18 protein-coding genes are annotated in these 23,594 nt (G+C 50.2%); 15 read left to right on the top strand and 3 right to left on the bottom strand.

The genetic code is table 11. From position 1 onward, the window contains the following. Nucleotides 1-206 precede the first annotated feature (206 nt). The 5 genes from H569_RS0113735 (at nt 207) to H569_RS0113715 (ending at nt 5,467) form a co-directional block, all read left to right on the top strand. Nucleotides 207-587: a 4Fe-4S dicluster domain-containing protein gene (locus H569_RS0113735; protein ID WP_027365466.1), complete on the top strand. Its 381-nt coding sequence runs from the start codon at nt 207-209 to the stop codon at nt 585-587. Nucleotides 588-714: 127 nt separating this feature from the next. Then, entirely contained in the window at nt 715-2,868 is a 2,154-nt protein-coding gene (locus tag H569_RS0113730; protein ID WP_027365465.1) for an aldehyde ferredoxin oxidoreductase family protein, read from the top strand. A gap of 24 nt (nt 2,869-2,892) precedes the next feature. Beyond that, nucleotides 2,893-3,090, top strand: a complete 198-nt coding sequence (thiS, locus tag H569_RS0113725; protein ID WP_027365464.1) for a sulfur carrier protein ThiS — start codon at nt 2,893-2,895, stop codon at nt 3,088-3,090. 194 nt (nt 3,091-3,284) lie between these two features. Beyond that, nucleotides 3,285-4,862 carry an exo-beta-N-acetylmuramidase NamZ domain-containing protein gene (locus tag H569_RS20425; RefSeq protein WP_034630719.1) on the top strand — a complete coding sequence of 526 codons (1,578 nt, stop codon included), beginning with the start codon at nt 3,285-3,287 and terminating at the stop codon, nt 4,860-4,862. 350 nt (nt 4,863-5,212) lie between these two features. After that, a complete protein-coding gene (locus H569_RS0113715; RefSeq protein ID WP_027365463.1) occupies nt 5,213-5,467 on the top strand; it encodes a hypothetical protein in 255 nt (84 codons plus the stop codon). 191 nt (nt 5,468-5,658) lie between these two features. On the opposite strand, the gene H569_RS0113710 is transcribed toward H569_RS0113715, so the two are convergent. Continuing rightward, nucleotides 5,659-5,994 (bottom strand): LysM peptidoglycan-binding domain-containing protein, encoded by a 336-nt coding sequence (locus H569_RS0113710; protein ID WP_027365462.1) that lies wholly within the window; start codon nt 5,992-5,994, stop codon nt 5,659-5,661. A 199-nt stretch (nt 5,995-6,193) separates the two neighbouring features. On the opposite strand from H569_RS0113710, the gene addB reads away from it, so the two are divergent. The 6 genes from addB (at nt 6,194) to H569_RS0113680 (ending at nt 16,804) form a co-directional block, all read left to right on the top strand. Continuing rightward, complete coding sequence (gene addB / locus H569_RS20420) at nt 6,194-9,802, top strand: helicase-exonuclease AddAB subunit AddB (protein ID WP_051273661.1); 3,609 nt, start codon at nt 6,194-6,196, stop codon at nt 9,800-9,802. Continuing rightward, nucleotides 9,777-13,733 (top strand): helicase-exonuclease AddAB subunit AddA, encoded by a 3,957-nt coding sequence (gene addA, locus H569_RS0113700; RefSeq protein ID WP_027365461.1) that lies wholly within the window; start codon nt 9,777-9,779, stop codon nt 13,731-13,733. The genes addB and addA overlap by 26 nt, the downstream gene beginning before the upstream one ends. Nucleotides 13,734-13,888: 155 nt before the next feature. Next, on the top strand, nt 13,889-14,545 hold the full coding sequence (locus H569_RS0113695) for a potassium channel family protein (protein WP_034630715.1): 657 nt from the start codon (nt 13,889-13,891) through the stop codon (nt 14,543-14,545). Between the two features lie 28 nt (nt 14,546-14,573). Then, a complete protein-coding gene (locus tag H569_RS0113690) occupies nt 14,574-15,896 on the top strand; it encodes a TrkH family potassium uptake protein (RefSeq protein ID WP_027365459.1) in 1,323 nt (440 codons plus the stop codon). Nucleotides 15,897-15,983: 87 nt separating this feature from the next. Further along, nucleotides 15,984-16,547 (top strand): nitroreductase family protein, encoded by a 564-nt coding sequence (locus tag H569_RS0113685; protein WP_027365458.1) that lies wholly within the window; start codon nt 15,984-15,986, stop codon nt 16,545-16,547. 59 nt (nt 16,548-16,606) lie between these two features. Continuing rightward, nucleotides 16,607-16,804 carry a cold-shock protein gene (locus H569_RS0113680; RefSeq protein ID WP_027365457.1) on the top strand — a complete coding sequence of 66 codons (198 nt, stop codon included), beginning with the start codon at nt 16,607-16,609 and terminating at the stop codon, nt 16,802-16,804. A 56-nt stretch (nt 16,805-16,860) separates the two neighbouring features. On the opposite strand, the gene H569_RS0113675 is transcribed toward H569_RS0113680, so the two are convergent. Then, complete coding sequence (locus H569_RS0113675) at nt 16,861-17,283, bottom strand: gamma-glutamylcyclotransferase family protein (RefSeq protein ID WP_027365456.1); 423 nt, start codon at nt 17,281-17,283, stop codon at nt 16,861-16,863. A 216-nt stretch (nt 17,284-17,499) separates the two neighbouring features. On the opposite strand from H569_RS0113675, the gene H569_RS0113670 reads away from it, so the two are divergent. Further along, nucleotides 17,500-18,675 (top strand): FprA family A-type flavoprotein, encoded by a 1,176-nt coding sequence (locus H569_RS0113670; protein WP_027365455.1) that lies wholly within the window; start codon nt 17,500-17,502, stop codon nt 18,673-18,675. Between the two features lie 258 nt (nt 18,676-18,933). Beyond that, a complete protein-coding gene (locus H569_RS0113665) occupies nt 18,934-19,731 on the top strand; it encodes a response regulator (protein WP_027365454.1) in 798 nt (265 codons plus the stop codon). 155 nt (nt 19,732-19,886) lie between these two features. On the opposite strand, the gene H569_RS0113660 is transcribed toward H569_RS0113665, so the two are convergent. Beyond that, nucleotides 19,887-20,300 (bottom strand): putative ABC transporter permease, encoded by a 414-nt coding sequence (locus tag H569_RS0113660; protein WP_027365453.1) that lies wholly within the window; start codon nt 20,298-20,300, stop codon nt 19,887-19,889. A 120-nt stretch (nt 20,301-20,420) separates the two neighbouring features. On the opposite strand from H569_RS0113660, the gene H569_RS0113655 reads away from it, so the two are divergent. Together H569_RS0113655 and cooS are read left to right on the top strand one after the other, a co-directional pair. After that, on the top strand, nt 20,421-21,659 hold the full coding sequence (locus H569_RS0113655; protein WP_034630711.1) for an NAD(P)/FAD-dependent oxidoreductase: 1,239 nt from the start codon (nt 20,421-20,423) through the stop codon (nt 21,657-21,659). A gap of 29 nt (nt 21,660-21,688) precedes the next feature. Next, nucleotides 21,689-23,590, top strand: coding sequence for an anaerobic carbon-monoxide dehydrogenase catalytic subunit (gene cooS / locus H569_RS0113650; protein ID WP_027365451.1), 1,902 nt, complete (start codon nt 21,689-21,691; stop codon nt 23,588-23,590). Nucleotides 23,591-23,594 lie beyond the last annotated feature (4 nt).

Below are 23,594 nucleotides of genomic sequence, written 5' to 3'. Positions count from 1 at the left end.
ACTGGAGTCAGAAGTCAGGAGTCAGAATGAGAGAACCAGCTTGGGTATCATGTTAAAGTTTTTTCAGGACAGTAACAATGAACTATTATTAATATTATGATATCAAGCATCACTTTGAAGTGGCTTCCCTTTGTTCTTGTCTAGGCGAAGTCCTTTAATTTATAGGCAAAAGATATGTGTATTGAATATTTGGAGGTGAGTAAATTTTGAAAAAATTAGTAACAAAAGAAGATTCATGCACAGCATGTGGGACCTGTGAACTGGTTTGTTCCAAAACCTACTTCAAAGAAGAGAACAGGGAAAAAGCCTGTATTAGAATTGAAACAGCAAATGGAAAATCTAAAATAACCACCTGTACCCAATGCGGCGAATGCATAGATCTTTGCCCCGCTGAAGCAATTTACAGGGACAAAAACGGTGTCGTAAGAATTAAGAAAAACCTCTGTGCAGGCTGCTTCGCCTGTGTCGGCTTTTGCCCCGAAGCCGCCATGTTCCACCATAGCGATTATATCGAACCTTATAAATGCATTGCCTGCGGCTTATGCGCCAAGGAATGCCCGTCCGGGGCGATCAGCATAGAAGAGTAGTCCATGTCATTGCAGGGAGCGAAGCGACGTGGCAATTTACACTCCATAGTAAGGGGATACACCATCGCTTTGGGGTCGGTGATTGCTTCGCTGCGCTCGCAATTTTTAAAATAAGGAGGCGAAATGGGTGAACGTTGAAAAAATAAAGGCAGCTCATAAATTACTGGCTGAATTTAAATACACGCCGGGCAAACTGGATAAAGGCTATGCCAACAAATCATTATATATCAACGTTTCTGAAAATAAAATTGAAGCAAAGCCGGTCACCGAGATGATGAAAGAAAAATTTACCGGCGGCAGGGGTTTCGGGCTGTGGTACTTATGGAATGCGGTAACCCCGGAAACAAAATGGAATGACCCGGAAAATGAAATAATTATCTCGCCCGGGCCGGTGGGCGGCATAACCCAGTATCCCGGAGCGGGCAAATCGCTGGTGGTCAGCCTGTCACCCCTCACCGGGTCGGTTATGGACAGCAATGTCGGCGGGCATTTCGGGCCGCTGTTGAAGTTTTCCGGCTGGGACGCCCTGGAGCTGCAGGGCAAGGCTGAAAAAGACGTGGTTATATTTATTGACGGCAATGCCGGTATTATAAGAATAGAGGAAGCACCCGAAGAGGCTTTGGATAGCCACCTGCTGGTTGAACAGCTGTATGAAATCTATGCTGACACCCCGGAAGATAAAAGAAATATCTCCGTTGTTTCCACCGGGGCGGCTGCAGAGCATATTTTATACGGTATGTTGAACTTTTCCTTATATGACACCAGAAGAAAGGCTGTCCGGTTAAAGCAGGCCGGCAGGGGCGGTATCGGTACCGTCTTAAGGGACAAGAAAGTTAAAGCAATAGTTGTCAAGTTCAAAGGTGTCAAAGGTAATTTAAATAACCCGGCAGACTTTGCCGCGCTTGCCAAAACCGGCATCAAGATGCACAAGGAAATCCACGCCGGCGATGATAAACAATGCCAGATGCGGGTAAGGGGAACCACTTACCTGGTAAAAATAATGAATGACTATGATTTATTGCCTGTATGCAACTTCAAGTATGGCTCACATCCAGATGGAAATAAAATAGCGGCGCCCAAATGGATAGAAAACTTCAATATCGGCAAGGCTGACGGGTGCTGGTATGGATGCACGCTGTCCTGCAGTAAAGTTATTTGTGACTACGAATTGAAAACAGGCCCCTATAAAGGGCAAAAAGTGGTCACCGACGCCCCCGAATATGAAACCATCGCCGGGGTTGGGTCAAACTGCGGTATTTTTGATCCACAATTTATTATAGAGGCCAACTTTTACTGCGACACCTATGGCGTGGATACCATATCCTTTGGCACCACGACCGCATTCCTGATGGAATGTTATGAAAACGGCATAATTAACCGGCAAATAACCGGCGGCTTGGATTTGAGATTCGGCAATCAAGACGCAGCTATGGAATTATTACACCAGATGGCCAGGGGAGAAGGGTTCGGCAGGATAGCCGGTTTGGGCGTCAGGAAGTGCAAAGAGCTATTTGTAAGAGAATACGGCGCGGGTGCCGCTTTCCTGAACGATATCGGTATGGAAGTCAAAGGCCTGGAATACGCTGAATATGTAAGCAAAGAGTCCCTGGTCCAGCAGGGCGGTTTCGGCATGGCCAACAAAGGACCGCAGCACGATGAGGCCTGGCTGATCTTCATGGACATGGTCAACAACCAATTACCCACCTTTGAAAATAAAGCTGAAGCATTGCATTATTTCCCCATGTTTAGAACCTGGCTGGGCCTGGTCGGCCTGTGCAAGCTGCCCTGGAACGACATTGTACCCGAAAACAACGCCCAAACCGATGAGCCGGCCAAAATACCGGAACACGTACAAAACTATGTAGACATTTTCAATGCGGTAACCGGTAAAAACATTGACAAAAAAGAAATGATTCTCCAGTCCGAAAGGGTCTATAATTTCCAGAAAGTATTCAATATCAAAATGGGCTTTGGCACCAGGGAGCATGACAAAATTCCTTATCGCTCCGTGGGCCCGGTTACGGTTGAAGAGTATGAATCAAGGCAGGACAGATATGACAGCCAGTTAAAGGAACTGCTTGGCATGGAAACCGAAGGTAAGTCCACGGAAGAAAAACTTAAAGCGCTTAGGGAATATCGTGAAGCCCAGTATGAAAAACTGGTTGACGCAGTATATGAAAGAAGGGGTTGGACCCCAAACGGCATTCCCAAACTCGAAACACTGCAAAAGTTAGGCATTGACCTGCCCGAGGTTGTTGAAGTTGTTCAGAAAAGCTTATAGTTGTGGTATACAGGGGTGGATGTAATGATTAAAGTTAATGGAAGGAATTTTGAATGGGAAAAAAACCTGACTGTTACAAAGCTGCTGCAAAAGAAGAATTATACATTTCCTTCCATAGTAGTGCAGATTAACGGAAAATTTATACCACAAGCCCAATATGAAACCGCGTTAATTAATGATGGTGACGATGTAAAGGTAATACATTTAACCAGCGGGGGCTAGGATTTCCCCCACAATATATCAAGGAAATTGCTTAATAAAACCCCATCGCCCTCTGGTAGATGGGGTTTTCACATATTAAAACTATAAGTTCTACAAATAGATGAGAATAGCATTATACAGGCTTTATAAGGGAACTTTCCATCAAATATTGCGTCATAATTAATAGATCAAATAATTGCTTGGGGAGGAGAATTATGAAAAAAATACTGCTGACCCTGCTGTCTGCTGTTTTGTTTCTGGTTTGTTCCGGTATCGCCTGTGCGGCGACGGCGCCAGGGTTCAAACTGGGGGACGAAATGTTGATGGTTAGTCCCCAATACCACCAGCTTATTGAGGGCAAGAAAATTGGCCTGGTGACCAACCAGACCGGTGTCAACAGTCGTGGGGAAAGCACGATAGATGTGCTGGCGGGAGATGCTTCAACCCGGTTAATTGCGCTTTTTGCTCCGGAACACGGCCTTGACGGTAAAGCCAGCGCCGGCCGGTATGTGAAGTCATACACCCACCCGCAGCTTGGCATACCGGTTTACAGCCTGTATGGATCCACCAGGATGCCTACTGAAGATATGCTGCAGGGTATAGACGCACTGGTTTTTGACATTCAGGACATTGGCTCCAGGACCTATACCTATATGTCTACCTTGAATTACTGCATGGTTGCGGCGCAAAAATACGGCAAACAAATTATTGTTCTGGACCGGCCCAACCCCGTTGGCGGGAATATCGTTGACGGGCCTGTGCTGGAAAAAGGTTATGAAACCTTTGTCGGAGTGGATAACTTACCCATGGCCCACGGGATGACTGCCGGTGAACTGGCCAAGTTCTTTAACCGAAAAATTGGAGCAAATCTGGTTGTTGTGCCAATGCAGGGCTATAACAGGAACATGATCTTTGAAGATACGGGGCTGACCTGGGTACAAACTTCTCCGATGCTGCCCGATTTGTATTCAGCGCGCTGTTATATGGCGACGGGGTTGGGGGAGGGAACAGGAATCGGCCAGCAGGATTATTTTAAGTGGGTTGGCGGCAGTGGCATAGATGCTCGGAAATTTGCCGATTTGCTTAACGGGTCGGGATTACCCGGAGTGAAATTTATTCCTGAGCAAAGGGGCCAGCGGGGTGGCGTCCGGTTGGATATAACGGACCCCAGAACCTTTAACCCTGCCAGGACTGGGTTTTATGTGCTGGCCTACGCCCACTCACTGAACAACTTCCAGGTCCCTAAAAGCATCGAGGGCAAGGACAAGGTGATGTTTGATAAAATTATGGGTACAAATAAAATCGGCCTGTACCTGGAGCAGGGCCTGACGCCCCGGCAAATCGAGGCCAAGTATACGCCTGCCTTGAACCAGTTTAAAGAAGAAAGGAAAAAATACCTTATATACAGACCTGATAACTCGCCAGGTCCGGGGGATGTTACCGGGGATATCGTAATTAAGGTAAACGGTTCACCGGTTACTTTCGATTCCCCGCCCTATATTGATCAAAACGGACGGACTGTAATTCCCCTGCGGGCAGTTACTGAAGCGCTTGGGGCGGAAATAAAATGGGACGTTGATGCCAGTACAGCAACAATTATTAAATCAGGAATTAAGCTGGAATTTGTAGTGGGCAGCAAACTGGCTACAGTTAACGGTGGACAAAGGAGTATGGATACTGAGCCGGTGTTGAAAAACAACCGCATCATGATTCCCTTGCGCTATGTCGGCGAATATTTGGGGGCAAAGGTGGGTTGGAACAATAGCACAAGAACAGTAACTGTAGATTATTAAGCTATCAGTTGGATTTATCGCCCTGCTTTTCGGATAATTTCATAAACATATCGGTGAAGGCAGAGGGGGTGGGGCCATTAAAGATTGTTATAGCTGAACAGTGCTGATATAAAAATAACCGGCTTTGGGTGTCAATCTACAGGGGTGTTGCATATAATGTTTGAACATAATGATGTATTTAGTGTAAGGAGATATGTGCAAATGAGTTTAGTTATACTGGCTTTTATAGTTGCCTTTATTAAAAGAAGATTTGCGAGTGCCTGATCAGGGCATTTTTCTTTTTTGGGGGTTGCGATTTGAAGAAATTGGGTGTATTTTAATGTTTAAAAGTACACAGGAGGAAATCAAGGATGAAACATACAACCAATACACGTATTATCTTTGCTGATTCCCCGGACGAGGCAAAAAAGCAATACTTGTCACTGGGCATAAAAACAGAGGACCCCAATGCTGTTTTGGAATGCTACAAGGTAACCGATGAGGAAGACTTTGATCTTAACGCTGATTTTAATTTTGTAGGTGAAATTTCGGTATCCCCTTCCGTGATGGAGACGATCCGCCAGGACCCGGAAAGGGCTTACGTTTTATATTATTTGGAGGGCTAATAACGGGTGATTGGTTTTTTCCGTTCTAAATTAATTGAAAAAAAATGAAAGCCACCCATCCAACCGGGTGGCTTATACTGTTTACATATTGGTTACTATTCAGGTAGTCAGAATTCAATAGGGATTTCCTGCATTCCACTTGAATTGTACCCAAAAATTATTATGACTCCTGAGCAGTTACATATATTGCTTTATTCCGGCAGGCAGATGGTTTGGTTTTCCTGTAAGTTGGAGGGGTCGATACCGGGGTTTAACTTTAATAATATGTCGACGGTGGTTCCTATTGACCGGGCAATCAGATATAGCGTGTCGCCCGGGGCTACAACCCAATAAATCCCTGAAGCGCAGGCAATTTCGGGAAGACAGATCTTCTGGCCGACCTGCAGGTTCAGGGGGTCGATGCCGGGATTAAGCCTTATCAGTGTATCCACTGTTGTACCGGCTTCCTTGGCAATGGTGTACAAGGTGTCGCCGGGTTTGACGCGCCTGTAGCGGCCGGAAACACACGGAACCTGATTTGAAGCCATCTGTAACTCACCCCGTTTGGTTGTTCATGCTTATATTTTATGATCTAGTTTTGAATTTAGTACTTTCATTTAAAAAAACTCCGGACAAATAACTGGCCGGTTAGAGCGGTATAATTTAATCGTCCACCATGTCGTTGCAAGTAGTGAAGCGAAGCGGCAATGACAAAGGTATGGCGATGAAGTGCAAGGGGGGGTAACTATGGCCCTGCGTCTGTTATTGGGGCGTGCGGGAGTTGGCAAGACCCGCCGCTGCCTGGATGAAATATTTGCCAAACTGCGGGAGAGCCCGCTGGGGCCGCCGCTGGTTTTCATCGTCCCCGCCCAGGAGACTTTCTCAATGGAACGGGAACTGGCCCGGTTCGGGGGCAGCATGCGGGCCCAGGTTTATAGCTTTCGCCGTTTTGCGCACCGGGTGCTGCGGGAAACCGGCGGCGCCGCGCTGCTCCCGGTTAGTGAACTGGGGCGAAGGATGATGCTCAAGGGTATTTTGCTGGAGGAAAAAGGCAGCCTGGAGATGATGGGTGCCATGCAAAACCGGCATGGTTTTCTGGCATCTCTTTCCGAACTGGTGGGTGAGGTAAAAACCTGCCGGCTTTCCCCGGAGGATTTAATTGAGGCAGCCGGGCTGGAAGACGGCCAACTGGGTATGAAACTAAGGGACTTCAGCCTGGTTTTTCGCCGGGTAAATGAAAAACTGGCTGATAAGTATACAGATCCGGATGATTACTTGAATCTTTTGGCCGGACAAATACCGGGTTCAGCTATGCTGGAGGGATGCCGGGTATGGGTGGACGGGTTCAATTCCTTTACCCCCCAGGAATATGAGGTAATCAAAGCGCTTTTCCTTAAGTCAAAGGAACTTACCATAACGCTGTGCCTGGATGAGGCTTCGACCCAAAAGCGCCTGCCTGAGAACCACCCGTTTGTCAAGCCCAAAGAAACCTATCACAGGCTCTGCCGCCTGGCCCGCAGTGCGGGTGCGGCTGTGGAAACTGTTTTTTGGGCTACCGGCGCTAATTGGCGCTTTAAGAACGCGCCGGAGCTGGCGTACCTGGAGAAAAGTTTCTTTACTTACCCGGTGCGTTCTTATAAGGAGCAGCTTGACCGGATTTTTCTCGCAGCTGCGGTCAATACCCGGGCCGAGGTGGAAGGCATAGCCAGAAAAGTCCGCAGGCTGATGAGGGACGGCGGTCTGCGTCCCCGTAGGATTATGGTTGCGGTAAGGGACATTAATGTTTACTTTCCTCTGTTTCAGCGGGTTTTTGAGGATTACGAAATACCGTTTTTTATTGATCACAGGCAAAGCATAATGCACCATCCACTGGTTGAACTGTTGAGGTCGGCGGTGGAAGTCTGGCAGTTGGGCTGGACTTATGATCCCGTGTTCAGATATTTAAAAACCGGCCTGGCGCCATTGAACCGGGATGAAACAGACCGGCTGGAGAATTATGTGCTGGCGGCGGGAATCAGGGGCAGCAGGTGGTATGGCGAAGAGCCGTGGAGGTATTTGCCCGGGCGCAACTGGTTGGAAGATAAACCGGAGGAGGATATGCCGCCGGAACTGGCTGAAATAGATGCTGTGCGCCGGAGGGCGATAAAGGAATTAAGGGCCGCCCAGCTGAAGGTCCGGGGTGCGGCTTCCGGCCAACCGGGCCGCATCACCGGGCGGGACTGGTCCCGTGTTTTGGTGGATTTATGTTTGGAGCTTGGTATTCCGTGGCGGTTGGATCAATGGAGCAACGCTGCCCTTGATGCAGGGCGTCCCGACCTGGCGCGGCAGCACCTTCAGGTCTGGCGGCTGGTCAACGGGCTGTTGGATGAACTGGCCGAAGTGCTGGGCAATGACAGGCTGACCGTGGCTGAATGGGGCGCGGTGCTGGACGCGGGCTTTGAGGCGCTGAGCCTGGGTATGATTCCGCCCGGGCTGGATGCTGTTACTATAGGCAGCCTGGACCGCTCCCGTCCCCCGCGCGATGTGGAAGCTCTTTTCATTCCGGGACTTACCGAGGGTGTCCTGCCCGCCGCCATTCGTAAGTACGGTGTCTTTACCGAGCGGGAACGGGAGCTGCTTTCCGGCCGGCTGGCCGCCAAAGAACTGGAGCTGCCGCCGGGGACCCGGGACAGACTGTACCAGGAACAATTTCTGGTTTACCGGGCGCTTACGCGCACCGGTGGGGCGCTTTATTTAAGCTACCCCCTGGGTGACGATGAGGGCAGGGCCGTTTCTCCTTCAATGGTTATCAGGCGTGTCCGGGAACTTTTCCCCGGGCTGGAAACCGAATTGATGCCGGCAGACCCTCCCGGAGGGCGTGCCGACCTGGATTTTATGGAACACCCGGCAGGGCTGCTGCCACGTCTTGCGCTGCGCTGGCGGGAAGCGGCCTGGGGGCGCCGGGTCCACCCGGCGTGGTGGAGGCTTTACAACCTGCTGGCTGAAAGGGACGAGTGGCGGCCAAAGCTCCAGCTGCTGGTTAACGGCCTTTCCCGCAGGAACACGGAAGCTCCTTTGGGCGAAGATCTGGCGCTTGGTTTGTGGAGCCGCGGCAATGGTAAACAAAAATATTTTGCCAGCAGCGTTTCGCGTTTGGAACGGTTCGTCCGGTGCCCCTTTGCGCACTTTTTAGCCCACGGGCTGCAGCTTGAAGAAAGGGCTGTCTACCGGCTGGCGCCTCCTGATACCGGCCAGTTCTACCACGAGGCTTTACGAATTTTTGTGGAGAAGGTGACCGGTGCAGGCGCCCACTGGGATAATCTAAACGACGAACAGGTCAAAGATATTTGCGCCGGAATTGTAGATACTCTGGCCCCCCGCCTGCAGGGCAGGATCTTATTGAGCAGCGCCCGTTTGCGCCGGCAAAAAGACCGCCTGCTGGAGCGTTTGAATGATACTGCCCTGGCTATGGCCAGGCAAATGAGGGAGAGCGGCTTTCGTCCCGCAGCCCTGGAAGTATACTTTGGCCCGCGGGGAAAAATACCGTCGCAAGCCGGGAGTATTACCGGCCCGGCGCCTTTTTGGCCTGAACTGCTGCTGCCGCCGCTGGAACTGGAGCTGGCCGGCGGGGTGAAGTTAACTTTAAGCGGCCGTATCGACAGGGTGGATCTGGGGCCGGCACAGGAAGGTTATTATTTGAGGGTTATCGATTACAAGTCCGGCCCGGAAAAACTTGAGCTGCCCCGGGTGCTGGCGGGGGCTCAGCTTCAACTGCTGGTGTATTTGCAGGTGGCCCTGAAATACTTTGCCTCATTTTGCGCCCGTTCCGGTCAGAAAGTTGAGCCTGCCGGGGCCTTCTATTTAAAAGTGCAGCGTCCTATTTTGAACCTGTCTGTTCCGGATGTGCCCGTTTCTGATTTGGAACGGGAATGGTTAAAACAATTTAAATTAAATGGTTTATTGGTCGACTGCGGAGCTGAACTGTACCGGTTGTTGGACAAAGGTCTGGGACCGGGCTGCACTTCCCTGCTGGTCCCCGCCTCATTAAACAAGGATGGCGGTATTTCCGGCCGCAGTGCGGCTTCGGTATACACGCCGGAGGAGTTCCAGCGGCTGATGGACTCTCTGGGCCAGCTGCTAAAAATGATCGGGCAGGACATAGCCGCAGGGCGGGTTGATATCGCCCCGCTCAAAATTGGTAATTCCGGGGCCTGTGATTTTTGCGCCTATGGCCCGGTCTGCCGGTTTGATTTATGGCTGCCGGAAAACCGTTTTCGCAGTGTAAACCTTGATGCCAAGGAACTCAGGCGCCGCGTCCAATATGAGGCCGGACGTAAAGGGGGTGTATGTATTGACTTCTATTCGCTGGACCGGTGAACAGCGCAAGGCCATAGAGACCAGGAATGGAAACCTGCTGGTTTCAGCTGCTGCCGGCTCCGGAAAAACGGCAGTGCTGGTGGAAAGAATAATCCAAATGCTGCTGGACCGGAAAAATCCGGTGGATTTGGATAGATTACTGGTGGTTACTTTCACCGATGCCGCCGCGGGGGAAATGCGCCACAGGGTTGGTGCGGCTTTGGCCCGGGCCCTGCAGGAGCAGCCGGACAGTGAGCTGCTGCAGCGCCAGCTGTTCCTGGTGCCCCGGGCCAATATCGGTACGCTCCACTCCTTTTGCAGCGAGGTAATCAGGAGCCACTTTTACCTTTTGAAGCTGGACCCGGGTTTTCGGGTAATGGATGAAAACGAAGCCTCCATGCTGCGCAGTGAAATTATTGAGGGGATGTTGGAAAATTGCTACGAAGAACACCGGGATGCACCGCCGCAGTCACCGTTTTTGCAGCTGGCCCGGACCATGGCGGGGCGCCATGGAGACGACCGCGAACTGGTGCAGTTAATTCTACGCCTGTATGAGTTTGCCCACAGTATGCCCCGGCCGGCAGCGTGGCTGAACAGTGTGGCCGCAATGCTGGAACAGTCCGGCACCCGGCCCTGGGAAGAACAAACCTGGATCAAGGACTGGCGGGATATGCTGCGCCTGGAATTTGAAAACTGGCGTGATGACCTGGAACAGGCACTGAGGCTGACAGCCGGACCGGGCGGGCCGTCCGGCTATACAGACAGGCTGGCCGGGGATGCCGCAGGGGTGCGCAAACTGCTGCAGCTGGTTGACGGGCCGTTTGAAGATCTTAAAGAGGCCCTGGGCCAGCTTATCAACTGGCCCGCGCTGCCCAGGGTTCGCCAAGGGGAGTCCCTGGGGGAAATTAAGAAAAAGGTACAGGAGCTGCGCGACGGTGTTAAAAAAAGGTCGGCGGCAATATACAAAGATTGCTTCAGCCGTTCCACCGGGGATATACTTGGCGATCTACTGCGGGCCGCCCCTCTGGTGCGGGTGCTGGCGGATTTGACTTTGCGTTTTAAAAAAGTATACTTGAATCACAAGTTGGACCGGGCCGTGGTGGATTTTTCCGATCTTGAACATTTTGCCCTGGCGGTTTTGGCCCAAAACGCCGAAGCATCCAATTGGGGTGTGGAGCCGCCCGGCGACCCGTCCGCCCCGCTGCTGCCGTCCAGCGTTGCCCTGGAGTATCAAGAATATTTTAGCGAGGTGCTGGTGGACGAGTACCAGGACATCAACGGAGTCCAGGAGGCTGTGCTGCGGCTGGTATCCCGGAGAAATAACCGTTTTCTGGTGGGTGATGTGAAGCAGAGCATCTACAGGTTCAGGCTGGCCGACCCCACAGTCTTTCTCGACTATTATCGCAGTTTCGGGGATATTGATGATCAAGCTGCAGGCGGCGGAGAAGGTTTGCGCCTGGACTTGCGCTCAAACTTTCGCAGCCGCCCTGAAATATTAAATACGGTTAATTATCTGTTTGGCAGGCTCATGAACGAGCAGGTGGCCGAACTGGCCTATGATGACCGGGCCCGCCTCAATCCCGGCGCAGGCAGGCCCGTCGGCGACAGCGAAAATGAGGGTTGCGGAGAAGATGTGGGGGAAGAGGGAGGAAAAGAGGTGGAGGAATCTCCGGTGGAGATCCACCTGCTGGAACACTGCGGACAGCAAGCCAGGGTGGGCGGGGAAGACTCGGAAGAAGAGTCTTTAGCCGAAGCTGAGGCTCTGGATGAACTGGACCTGGTGCGGCTGGAAGCGCGCTGGGTGGCGGAACGTGTTTACCGGCTGGTGAAGGAAGGGGAAACCGGCGGCCTGCGGCGGGTTACCTGGCGGGACATAGTTGTATTGATGAGGTCGCCCAGGGGCCGGGCCGGAATCTATCTTGAGGAGTTCCGCCGGTATGGTATTCCTGCTTATGCGGACGGTGGCGGGGGGTATTTCGACGCGCCGGAAGTACAAACCGTAATCGCTTTACTCCAGGTTATTGACAACCCGGCCCGTGATATTCCCCTGGCGGCGGTGCTGCGCTCTCCCATTATCGGCCTGGATGCCGCCCGGCTGGCTGAAATACGTGTAGCCTGTCCCGGGGGAGACTTCTACAGTGCGGTGAGGCAGGTTGCTTCCGGGGCGGGTGAATCCGACCGGGAGTTAATGAATGTCTTAAGCCGTTTCCTTGAGCGGCTTGACAGCTGGCGGGACCTGGCCTCCCGCACCTCCCCGGCCGAGCTGTTGGAAGAACTGTACCGCCAGACGGGTTATTGCGACCTGGTTGGGGCCATGCCAGGCGGGGTTACGCGGCAGGCCAACCTTAGGGCACTGGTGGACAGGGCCAGGCGGTTTGAAGGGACCGTGTACCGCGGGCTGTTCCGGTTCCTCCGTTTTGTCGAGCAGGTCCGGGAAACCGGGGGCGATATGGATGCGGCCCGTTCTTTGGGTGAAAATGAAGATGTGGTCAGGTTGATGAGCGTACACAGGTCCAAGGGGCTTGAGTTTCCGGTGGTGGTGGTTGCGGGACTGGGGCGGGGCTTCAATTTTTCGGATTTGCGCCAAAACCCGCTGCTGCACCGCCGGCTGGGGTGCGGGCCGGTAATAGTTGATCTGGAGCGGGGAATTAAGTATCCTACGGTATTGCACAGGGTAATCAAACAGCGCGTGCAGCTGGAAACGCTGGCGGAGGAAATGCGCCTCCTGTATGTGGCCCTGACCCGGGCCAGGGAGAAGCTGATTATAACTGCGGCAATTAAAGATCTGGACAAGGCGGTGCAGGAATGGACCAGGCGCGGTTCGGCGGCTCCGGCGGAGGGTCCTTTGAGCGCCCCGCTGCTGGCCGGTGCCAAAACACCGGTGGACTGGCTGGGACCGGCCCTGTGGAGCCATGCAACCATGAAGGCCATAAACCAGAAGATCAATCGAACGATCAGCCGGGCGGGTGAGGCTGCCGCAGCAGGTACCGGTGACTGGAGGGTTTTTCTGTGGCCGTCCGATACACTGAAATACTTGCGGGAGACTGATCAACCGGGAGAGGAGCCGGAGTCGGAAACGTGGCTGGGGTTTCTGCGGCGCCTCGAGCCGCTGCCGGAGGAATGGCTGCGGCAGCAGGAAGAAACTTGGCCCGGGGGAGCTAAAGAGCTGCTTGAAGCGGGGGAATTGCAAAACCGGCTGTTATGGCGGTATCCCCATCTGGAACTGGCCGGCCGGCCTTCTAAGGTAACAGTTACGGAATGGAGGCATAGGCAGGATGAACCGGAAGAAGGTTTGGCAGAAGCCGGACCAGGGATGGAATTGCCCGTCCCTGGCCGGAAAACCCCGGACTCGGGCGCAACCGGTGCGGCAGAGCTGCCACCCGGCTTTAACCTGCCGGTCTTCTATACCGGCAGCGGGTTTGACGGCTCCGAAAGGGGCCGGGTGGTGCACCTGGTCATGCAGAATCTGTCGTTTGACCAGCCTTTGGATCAAACCGGAATAGATAAGCAGCTGGAAAACATGGTTGACCGGAAAATACTTGGCGACGAGCAGCGCAGGCTGGTGCCGGTGGAGCAAATTGCCCGGTTTTTTAAAACCCCGCTGGGTCTAAGGCTGGTCAGTGCGGCGTGGGAAGGACGCCTGTGGCGTGAGCTGCCCTTTACCACGGGAATTGAAGCTGCTGAATTGTATCCGGATCTGGCAGGGAAAATCCCGGCAGGGGAAATTATTTTGCTGCAGGGTGTTATTGATTGCCTGCTTGTAGAAAAGGATGGCCTGGTTATCATCGATTACAAAACCGACAGGCTGTCAGAGGGTCAAATTACGGAGGCCGCAGGCAGATACAGGATTCAGTTGGAGCTTTATGCCCGGGCGGCCGGATCAATTGCCGGTGTGCCGGTGCTGGAAAAATATTTGCATTTTTTCTCCATAAACAAGGCTGTCTTATTGTAATCGTTCACATTATATGATAAACATTGAGAATAATAAATCAGGAGCTAGGAGACAGGAGTCAGAAGCAACATTTGAGATAAGATATGGTTTATCATCTTTAATATTCTGAATTCTGACTCCTGACTCCTGAATACTTGGTTATCACGGAGGGTTCAATGAAAGATAAACAGTTTGCTGTAATTGGGCTGGGCCGTTTCGGAATGAGCCTCATTTCGGAATTGAGCCGGATGGGTTATGATGTCCTGGCCATTGATCATGATGAAAATATCGTCAACGTAGCTATTGAAATAGCAGCCCATGCCGTGCAGATGGACGCCACCGACGAGCAGGCCTTAAAATCAATAGGTATCAGGAATTTTGACGTGGTTGTGGTATCAATAGGCGAACACATCCAGGCCAGTATCATGACGACTTTGATCCTTAACGAGCTGGGTGTTAAAAAAGTGGTGGCCAAGGCTCAGAACGCCATGCATGGTAAAGTGTTGGAAAAAATCGGGGCCAGGGTAATCTACCCTGAAAGGGATATGGCGGTAAAACTGGCTCGGTCAATGGTTTCCAACAATATACTTGACCAGATTGAGCTGTCGCCTGACTACAGCATCATGGAGATGATGGCCCCCAATTCGTTTGCCGGCAAGAGCTTGGTGGATATAGGGGTACGCAAAAAATTGGGAGTTACTGTGCTGGCCATCAGGCGCGGAGGGGATATCATAGTGGCCCCCAATGCCGCTCAGATAATCAATTCGGGCGATATCCTCGTGGCGCTGGGGAAAAACGAAAGATTGCAGCGTTTAATCGAGCTGGAATCATAAGCAAAAGAGAGCAGAAGAGGTTGCATTTATGCTGAAATTGAATCGCTTAAGCCCATATCAATTGCTCGTTTTAGGCTTTCTTGCAGTTATTGTCACGGGGGGTATTTTACTCAGCACGCCCTGGGCGGTAAAGGGCGGAAATGTTGATGTGTCTCTGGCGTTTTTTACAGCAACGTCGGCAGTATGCGTAACCGGTTTGGTTGCGGTTGATACGGCAACCCACTGGACCTTTTCCGGGCAGCTGGTGATTATGCTGTTGATCCAGGTGGGCGGTCTCGGAATTATGGCTTTTGCCACCTTTTTTGCACTGCTGCTGGGCAAAAGGATTCATTTAAAGCAACGGCTGGTTTTGCAACAAGCCCTGGGCAAAAACAGCATTGAGGGTATTGTCAATATTTTCAGGTACCTGCTGATATTTTCATTTTGTATCGAGCTGGCGGGAACACTTATACTAACCCTGCACTGGCTGCCGGCCATGGGATTCAAAAAGGCCTTGTGGTACGGCCTGTTCCATTCGATCTCGGCCTTTAACAATGCGGGCTTTGATTTATTCGGCAACTTTGCCAGCCTTACCGCCTACACCACGGACATAACTGTCAATTTGGTTATATCAAGCCTGCTGATTATAGGCGGCATAGGGTTTGTTGTAATTTATGAAATTTTTAATTATAAAAAAATTAAGAGATTATCTTTACACTCACGGGTTGTTTTAATTACCACCGCCGGCTTGATAATCGCAGGTACGCTGGTGATATTTGCATCCGAATATAATCATGCTTTTCGCCATTTGCCCCTGGGAGGAAAGATTTTAGCTTCCTATTTCCAGGCGGTAACTCCGAGGACTGCCGGTTTTAATACCGTTGATCTGAATTCTTTGCTATTATCCACCCAATTATTGATCATATCTCTGATGTTCGTGGGAGGTTCGCCTGGTTCAACAGCGGGAGGAATTAAGACTTCCACTTTTGCTGTTCTGGGGCTGGCAATTTACAGTATTTTAAAGGGTAAACGGGATACTGAAGTCTTCGGGCGAAGAATTGCCCACCAGGAAGTTGCCAGGGCACTGGCGATAGCGTTGCTTGGTTTGTTTATCATTTTTATGGTGACTTTTCTGGTTGCTTTGACTCACCAGGCTGATTTAATAAAAATTTTGTTTGAAGTGACTTCGGCACTGGGTACGGTTGGCCTATCTTTAGGACTTACCCCGGAATTGAACCAGTTGGGCCGGATCTTGATTATGATCACTATGTTTTTCGGCAGGGTGGGGCCGCTGACAATCGGCTATGCCCTTGCGTACCGCCAAAAACAGCCGGAAATGCGCTACCCTGAAGGTAAAATTATGTTAGGATAAAGCCGAGCCGGCTGCGGCTTAGGCGTTTAAGCGTGCTATAATTAGCCGTTGAATGATAAAGAATAGAGTTTAAGGGAGGTTTTGGTTATGGATTTAAAAGAAATCATTACCGGGAGACGTAGTGTCAGGGCTTATGAGGACCGGCCTCTTGCCGAAGAAACCATTCGGGAGTTAATTAACCTGGGGATTAACGCCCCATCGGGTTCAAATATGCAGCCCTGGTCCTTTGTTGTAATTGAGGATAAAAAGTTTATGCTGGAATGGTCGGACAAAACCAAAGAAGTCCTGCTGGGCCAGGTGGAGACAAATAAATACCTGCAGCAATATAAAGCTGTGTTTGAGAATAAGAGTTTCAATATTTTTTATGGTGCCCCGTGCCTGTTGCTTATATATGGTAATACCAGCTCACCGAACCATGTTTTTGATTGCAGCATGGTGGCCCAGACTATCATGCTGGCAGCTTTTGAAAAGGGGTTGGGCAGCTGTTGGATAGGCTTTGCCATGACGCTGGGCAATTCGCCTCAAATTAAAGAAAAACTGGGAGTACCCGAGCAATATCGTCTGGTGGCGCCGCTGGTATTAGGGTACCCAAGGGGAACCTGGCCGCCCATTCCCAGAAAAGAACCGGTAATTTTCACCTGGATGAGATGATATAAAAACTGCAAAACAGGCAATACTATCGGTAGTTTAAACTACAGGAGGAATTAATTTTGAAGGGTACAGTAAAGTGGTTCAACGACAAAAAAGGTTATGGCTTCATTGAAAATGAAGACGGTACGGATGTATTCGTTCATTTTTCCGCCATACAGACAGCGGGATATAAGTCGCTAAGCGAAGGTCAAAGAGTTGAATATGATGTGGTTGACGGACCGCGCGGCCAACAGGCTTCCAACGTCCAAACGATCTAAAACTATTGATACAAACAAAAGAATAGATCCCGGGGGGAATATCATCCCCCCGGGATCTATTCTTTTGTTTCTAAAAAATTCATCCAATCACCGTCATAGATGATAACACCGTTTTCTTTCAGCCATTGGGCTTTGGAAGGGGGCCACAGGTACATGTGCGCTTTAACCTTTTCGCCTGTCTCAAGGTTTTCCACGTCCACGATTTTTCTGATCAGGTAACTTTGGCTTTCTATACCCGTGTATTTTTGAATGTCATCAATTTCCGGTAATACGACGCGCAAATCGTCCGAGTCAAACAGCACTCCCTTTACCTCGCCCTTGCCCTCCAGCACAACGGGGTAACCGTCTTCGGGCAGGTAATACATGACTCCTTCCGCTCTGGCTGGATAATACTTGGGCCGGTATTGTTCCAAAAAACGTTTGTAGTTATCCAGACCGGGGAGCAGCGTGCCGAAAACAAAAAGCTTGTTAATATACATAGCTTTTCTTCCTTCCTTTGCCAAACAAAAATTATTAAGTATGTTCTTGATTCAAGCTTTAAATCCTGCAAATGTTTTAAAAATCATATTTAGGATAATATAAGAACTAACGTGGGGATAGTTAAGAAAACTTTAAGGTTTTTGCAAATTATCATTAATCTTTGCCAATTATACTACCATTAATTCGCCAATCTTTTGAGAAGGAGGAAAAAATATATGAAACCTGTTGAATTAAAGCATGGGGTCTACTGGGTGGGAGGAATAGATTGGAACCTGCGTTATTTCCACGGTTATGTGACACCGAGAGGGACAACCTATAACGCTTATTTAATAATAGATGAGAAAATTACGCTGGTGGACACTGTCAAACACTATCTTTTTGATGAAATGCTGGACAGGATTAAGCAAATCATTGACCCGTCCAAGATAGATTACATGGTTTCAAATCACGTGGAAATGGACCATTCCGGCAGCCTGCCCAAAATAATGGAACTCGCGCCCAAGGCCAGGCTGGTGACTTCTCCCCAGGGGCAAAAAGGGCTGAAAAGGTATTACAAAAATGACAATTGGGATTTCATGGTGGTTAATTCCGGTGAGGAACTGAGCATCGGCTCCCGCACGTTAAAGTTTGTTCACGTGCCCATGGTTCACTGGCCGGACTCAATGGTAACCTATATTCCCGAAGAAAAACTGCTGCTGCCCAATGACGCTTTCGGACAGCATATCGCCAGCGCCGAGCGCTTTGATGATCAACTCGGCTGGGATATCGTGCACGAAGAAGCTGCAACTTATTATGCCAATATCGTATTGCCTTATGGAGATAATGTTAACAAAGCCCTGGATGTGGTGACCAAGCTGGATATCGATATGATTGCCCCCAGTCATGGTGTTATCTGGCGCTCTTTAATTCCTAAAATTGTTCCGGTCTACCGCCAATGGGCCGGCAATGAAACTGTTCCCAAAGCGCTGATTGTATATGACACCATGTGGGATTCCACCAGGAGGATTGCCCTGGCGCTGCAGGATGGGCTTGAAGACGCAGGTGTCCCCGTTACCATGCGGTTTTTACAAACCAGCCACATCTCTGAAATTATGACCGACCTTTTAACCGCCCGGGCGATACTAATTGGGACACCCACCTTAAACAACGGCATGCTGCCGACTGTAAGCGCTTTCCTCACCTACATCAAGGGATTGAGGCCGAAAAAACGCATTGGGCTCGCCTTTGGCTCATATGGCTGGGGCGGCCAGGGCGCCAAGGAGGTTGCCAATGCCATAAAAGATATGGGCTGGGAAACACCGCTCGACTTTATCAACATCCAGTATCGCCCTGATGAACAGGAATTGCAAGGTGTAAGGGAAGCAGGCAAAAAACTGGGCGAAATGATTTAGAAATTGGACAATAAAAGGGAATAAAAAAACTAAACCGAACGCCGGGTCCAGATGTACCGGCGTTCTTTAATTCAGCAAGGGTCGCTGCTCATGCAATTCGGTCAGGAGAGAGGTTATTTAATTTACTTGAAATAATAAAATTTTCACGTTGAACTTTGCTGTAATTGTAAAAAATTATGAGCTTTTTTCTTAAATGGGTTGTTTAATTGATTATTTTAAATACAATTAAGTTAAATTAATCTGTGAGGCAGGTAATTTATGATCAATATTCTTGTGGTAGACGACTCCGGCGTGGTTAGGTTACAAGTCAAGCAAATGTTAAAGGGTTATTCTTGCAATGTTTATGAAGCTTCCAGCGGCATGCAGGTTATAATGGGCGCGTTTGACAGAGACATTTCCCTTTTAGACATAGATATTATACTGCTTGATGTACATTTAGGTAAAATTGACGGCTACAGGGTACTAGCCCACGTTGTGAAAAATTATCCCAACATCCCCGTTATAATGATGAGTGTGGACGGAACGCAGGATGTAATAATAAAGTCTATTCAAATGGGCGCTAAAGATTTTTTGCTGAAGCCTATTACCAGAGATTTATTGCTTGCTAAAATTGGTAAATTTTATGATATTTTTCACGGTAACCAGAATGGCTTTACAGAAATGGACAACCTTATGGAAAGCCTTCTCCTGGAAATTGAACGGGCTGTCAGGGCTAAAACTTTTTTTGTAATCCTTGTCCTTTGTATTAACCATCTGGAATATGCGCAAAAGGCTGTTCAAATTAAACAACTTAAAAAGGAATTGCATAGCATGTTGAGAAGGATAGACAATGTATTTATTTATAAGAATAAGGTTGTTTTACTGCTCCCATATACACAAAAAAGTGGGGTAAATAACATAATGGAAAGAATTTATACTGTATTTAAAAGAAGAGGACTTAGTTTTTTAAACCAGGAAACAAAGACTTTTGCTTTTCCCGATGACGTTGCAGAGGAACTTATCAAAACTTATAACAACAAGGCAATAAAGGACCTGGCTTTACAAATAATAATTTAAATCAGGCTCTGATACAACTAACGTGGTAACTTTTCAGGATAGACCACCATGCCGCTAACGCGGCGCGGTGTTATTTTCATCGTGGTTTGTGTTTATAAAATCATGGGTGGTTAGTCTGTCATTGCGAGGAGCGAAGCGACGAAGCAATCTCATTGTTACTCATTGCCTGCAAGCAGGTCGGATTTGGCTAAACGGTTGTGTATTTGCTCAAACAGGAGCCCGGCGGCAAACCATAGGGGCGCCATATCCAAACGGATCAGGCCGTATACCTGCCAGCCGTCGCGGTAGATCCAGGGGCTTGTTCCCACCAGCAGTCGAAGCAGTCCTCCGGTTATAAATTCCACCGTCCAAATTACCACTACCCAGATCATGCCGCGGAGGTACCAGTGTAAACAGCGTATTTTTTCGTGCAGTGGTTCCAACAAAACAGCCAGGCCGTATATGGGAAACATCCACAGGTAAGTATGAGCGACGAGGCGCGGGTTTCCGTTTAGCCCGGACATTAACCCCGTCCAAAACACTTCCATATTCCAACCCAAAAGGCCGTAAATTATAAATCTTGTAAGCATAATCATATTTTGTACGAAAGTTGGTCTGATTTTTCTTTAAAAAAGTGATTTTTTTAAAGGTAGATTTACGCTTAGCGGAGAATTTTTGCAAAAATCAAAAATTAAAGGAGGGGGTGAATTATGTCATTGAATTATGTTATTGTGGGCAACAGTGCGGCGGGGATTTCGGCAGCGAGCACACTGCGCAAAATTGATTCCAACGCCCGAATTACAGTAATTGATGCCGACCGCAATGGGGCCTATGCCCGCTGTCGAATTCCCGAGGTGCTTTCCGGCGAGTCCGTCCTGGCGGATATTCTTTATCGTAACGAAACTTTTTACCAGTCTCAGGCCATAGATATTATTTACGATCGTGTAATAGCAATTAATCCTGGCCAAAGATTGGCAAAAACGGCGGGAGGCAGGGAATTGCCTTATCATAAGCTTTTACTGGCAACAGGTGCGACACCCGTAAAAATAGGCCTTGATGGGGCAGGGGCGGAAAATGTTTTTGCGCTGCGCAACTACGCGGATGCTGTTGCCATGTCCCATGGGGCTGAAGCATCCCACCGCGCCGTAGTGCTGGGGGGCGGTCTTGTAGGGGTTAAAGGAGCGCTGGCCCTGCGTAAAAAGGGCATGATGCGGGTGACTATTGCGATGAAAAGCGGCTATTTATTGAGCCGCCAGTTAACCAGGGAAGCCGGATTGGTGCTGGAGGAAGAGTTGACTGCCAGTGGTGTTACTATCAACCGGGGCGTTGAGCCGCTGCATTTGCGAACCCTGGAAGGAAAGATAAACGCTATTGGGTTTGACAGTGGAAAAGAATTACCCGTGGATATGGTGCTTGTTGCCAAAGGCGTACGCCCCTGTACAGACCTTATCGGCGATTGCGGCGGCTCGGTGGACCGGGGCATTTTGGTTAATGATTATCTTCAGACTTCCTTGCCACACATATATGCTGCCGGTGATTGCATTGAAGTAAATGATGCCGTAACCGGCAGGAAGGGGCCGGCCGGCCTTTGGCCGCTGGCGGTGGAGCAGGGAAGATTCGCGGCTTTAAATATGGCGGGGAGAACGCAAAAATACCCAACCCCTCTTACAACGATGAACGCGGCAAGGTTTGGAAATTTGCCTGTAGTATCAGTGGGTCCGGTGAACATGGCCGGAGATGATGTTTATACTTACGGGCCGAAAAATAAGGTCTACAGGAGGCTGGTTTTCAATGAAGGCCGCTTGGTAAGCGCGATTTTTACCGGAGTGATCGACCGGGCAGGTGTTTACAACGCGCTGATCAGGAGTGGGCGAAGGGTGGGATCTGAGCTGAGGCAAAGAATTATCGACGGATTGGTAACGGCAGGCGATCTTATATGGCGTGAATAGCTTTTATACGAGATAGGAGGTATAAATAAATGAAATCCAAGGATCCGGCAGTCAACCGGTTAATCAAAGTGGCAGCGGACCAGGGCATAGAGACTGTTTGGGACAGATATGAACAGCAAAAACCCCAGTGCGGGTTTGGTGAACTGGGAGTGTGCTGCCGCAATTGTGTTCAGGGACCATGTCGCGTCAGCCCTTTTGCCGACGGGCCCCGGCGGGGTATTTGCGGCGCTGATGCCCATACCATCGTTGCCCGTAACCTGGTTCGGGCAATTGCGGCCGGCACCGCGGCCCATTCCGGGCACGCCAAGCACCTTGCCCACGCGCTGCACGCAGCATTACACGGTAAGGCACCGGCTTATGGTGTGCGTGATGAGGAAAAGTTAAAAGCACTGGCGGCTAAAATGGGGATCAATACTGATTTGCCAGTGTCTGAACTGGCAGAGGAACTGGTTCGATTAGCCCTGGGGCAATTTGGTGAAAGGGAGGGCCCGATGCCCTGGGCAACTGCGGTAATGACTGAAAGCAGGGTTGAAAAACTGGCCGGGCTGGGTGTATTGCCCAGCGGCATTGAAAATACCATATCTGAAATGCTGCACAGGACGCACCTGGGAGTGGACGCCGACCACGTTAACCTACTGCTGGGCGGCATCAGCTGCGCAGTGGCGGATATGGCCGGGAGTCATATTGCCACGGACCTGGCAGATATAATGTTTGGCACTCCCAAACCAGTAGTAACGGAAGCCAATTTTGGGGTAATGAAGGAAGGCTCTGTTAATATCGCCTTGCATGGCCATAATCCCGTAATCAGCGAGGTGCTGGTGCAGGTGGCCGGGGAAATGGAGCAGGATGCCAGGGAAGTTGGCGCGGAAGGAATTAATCTTGTCGGTGTCTGCTGCACAGGAAACGAAGTTTTGATGCGCCACGCCATTCCTCCTTTAACCCATTCAATTTCCCAGGAATTGCCTATGCTTACCGGAGCACTGGATGCCATGGTGGTGGATTATCAATGTGTTTATCCCGCCCTGGCTTCGGTGGCTGAATGCTCGGGCACTCCCCTGGTTACCACTATGGACATGGCTAAAATTTCGGGTGCAGTGCATATTGACGTAGATCTTGAGCAAGCACGGGAAAAAGCCCGCGAGATCATTAGTCTGGCCCTGGAAGCTTTTAAAAAGCGCCAGGGAAGGCCAACCACCATACCTGACATTAAGAGCAAAGTGGTGGCGGGTTTTTCCGTGGAAGCTGTGCTGGGCGCTCTTGCCGCGGTTGATTCTGCTGACCCCTTAAAGCCTCTGGTTGATAATATAGCGAGCGGCAATATCCAGGGCGTGGTGCTTGTTGCGGGCTGCAACAACGTTAAGGTGCCCCAGGATGAAAACTTTTTAACTGTTGCCAAAGAACTGGCTGCCCGTGATGTTTTATTGCTGGCCACGGGTTGCGGTGCCGGTGCATATGCCCGGCATGGACTGCTGACTCCCGAAGCCGTGGGGCAATATGCCGGTTCCGGCCTGAAGGCAGTGCTTACGGCCATAGGCGAGGCGGCCGGCCTGGGTGGCCCGCTGCCGCTGATATTACACCTGGGGTCATGCGTGGACAACTCCAGAGCAGTGGACCTGGCGGTGGCAGTTGCCAACCGTTTGGGAGTGGATGTGGATAAATTACCGGTGGCGGCAACGGCGCCTGAATTCAAAACTGAAAAAGCAATCGCAATCGGGACATACGCCATAACGCTTGGGCTTCCGGTGCATTTGGGATTGGTTCCGCCCGTGCTGGGCAGCGCTGAAGTAACTTCACTGCTGACGTCGGGCATTAAGGATATTCTTGGCGGCTATTTCATTGTGGAACCCGATCCGCATAAAGGTGCCAGGCTGGTTTTCGAAGCCCTGCAGGAGCGCCGGCGCGGGTTGGGACTTCCCTCCAGGGAATGGTAGGGGG

Source organism: Desulfotruncus alcoholivorax DSM 16058 (assembly GCF_000430885.1).
GTDB classification, from domain to species: Bacteria; Bacillota; Desulfotomaculia; order Desulfotomaculales; family Desulfallaceae; genus Desulfotruncus; species Desulfotruncus alcoholivorax.
Note: the sequence above shows the minus strand (reverse complement) of the source record. Positions and strands in the feature narration are given on the sequence as shown.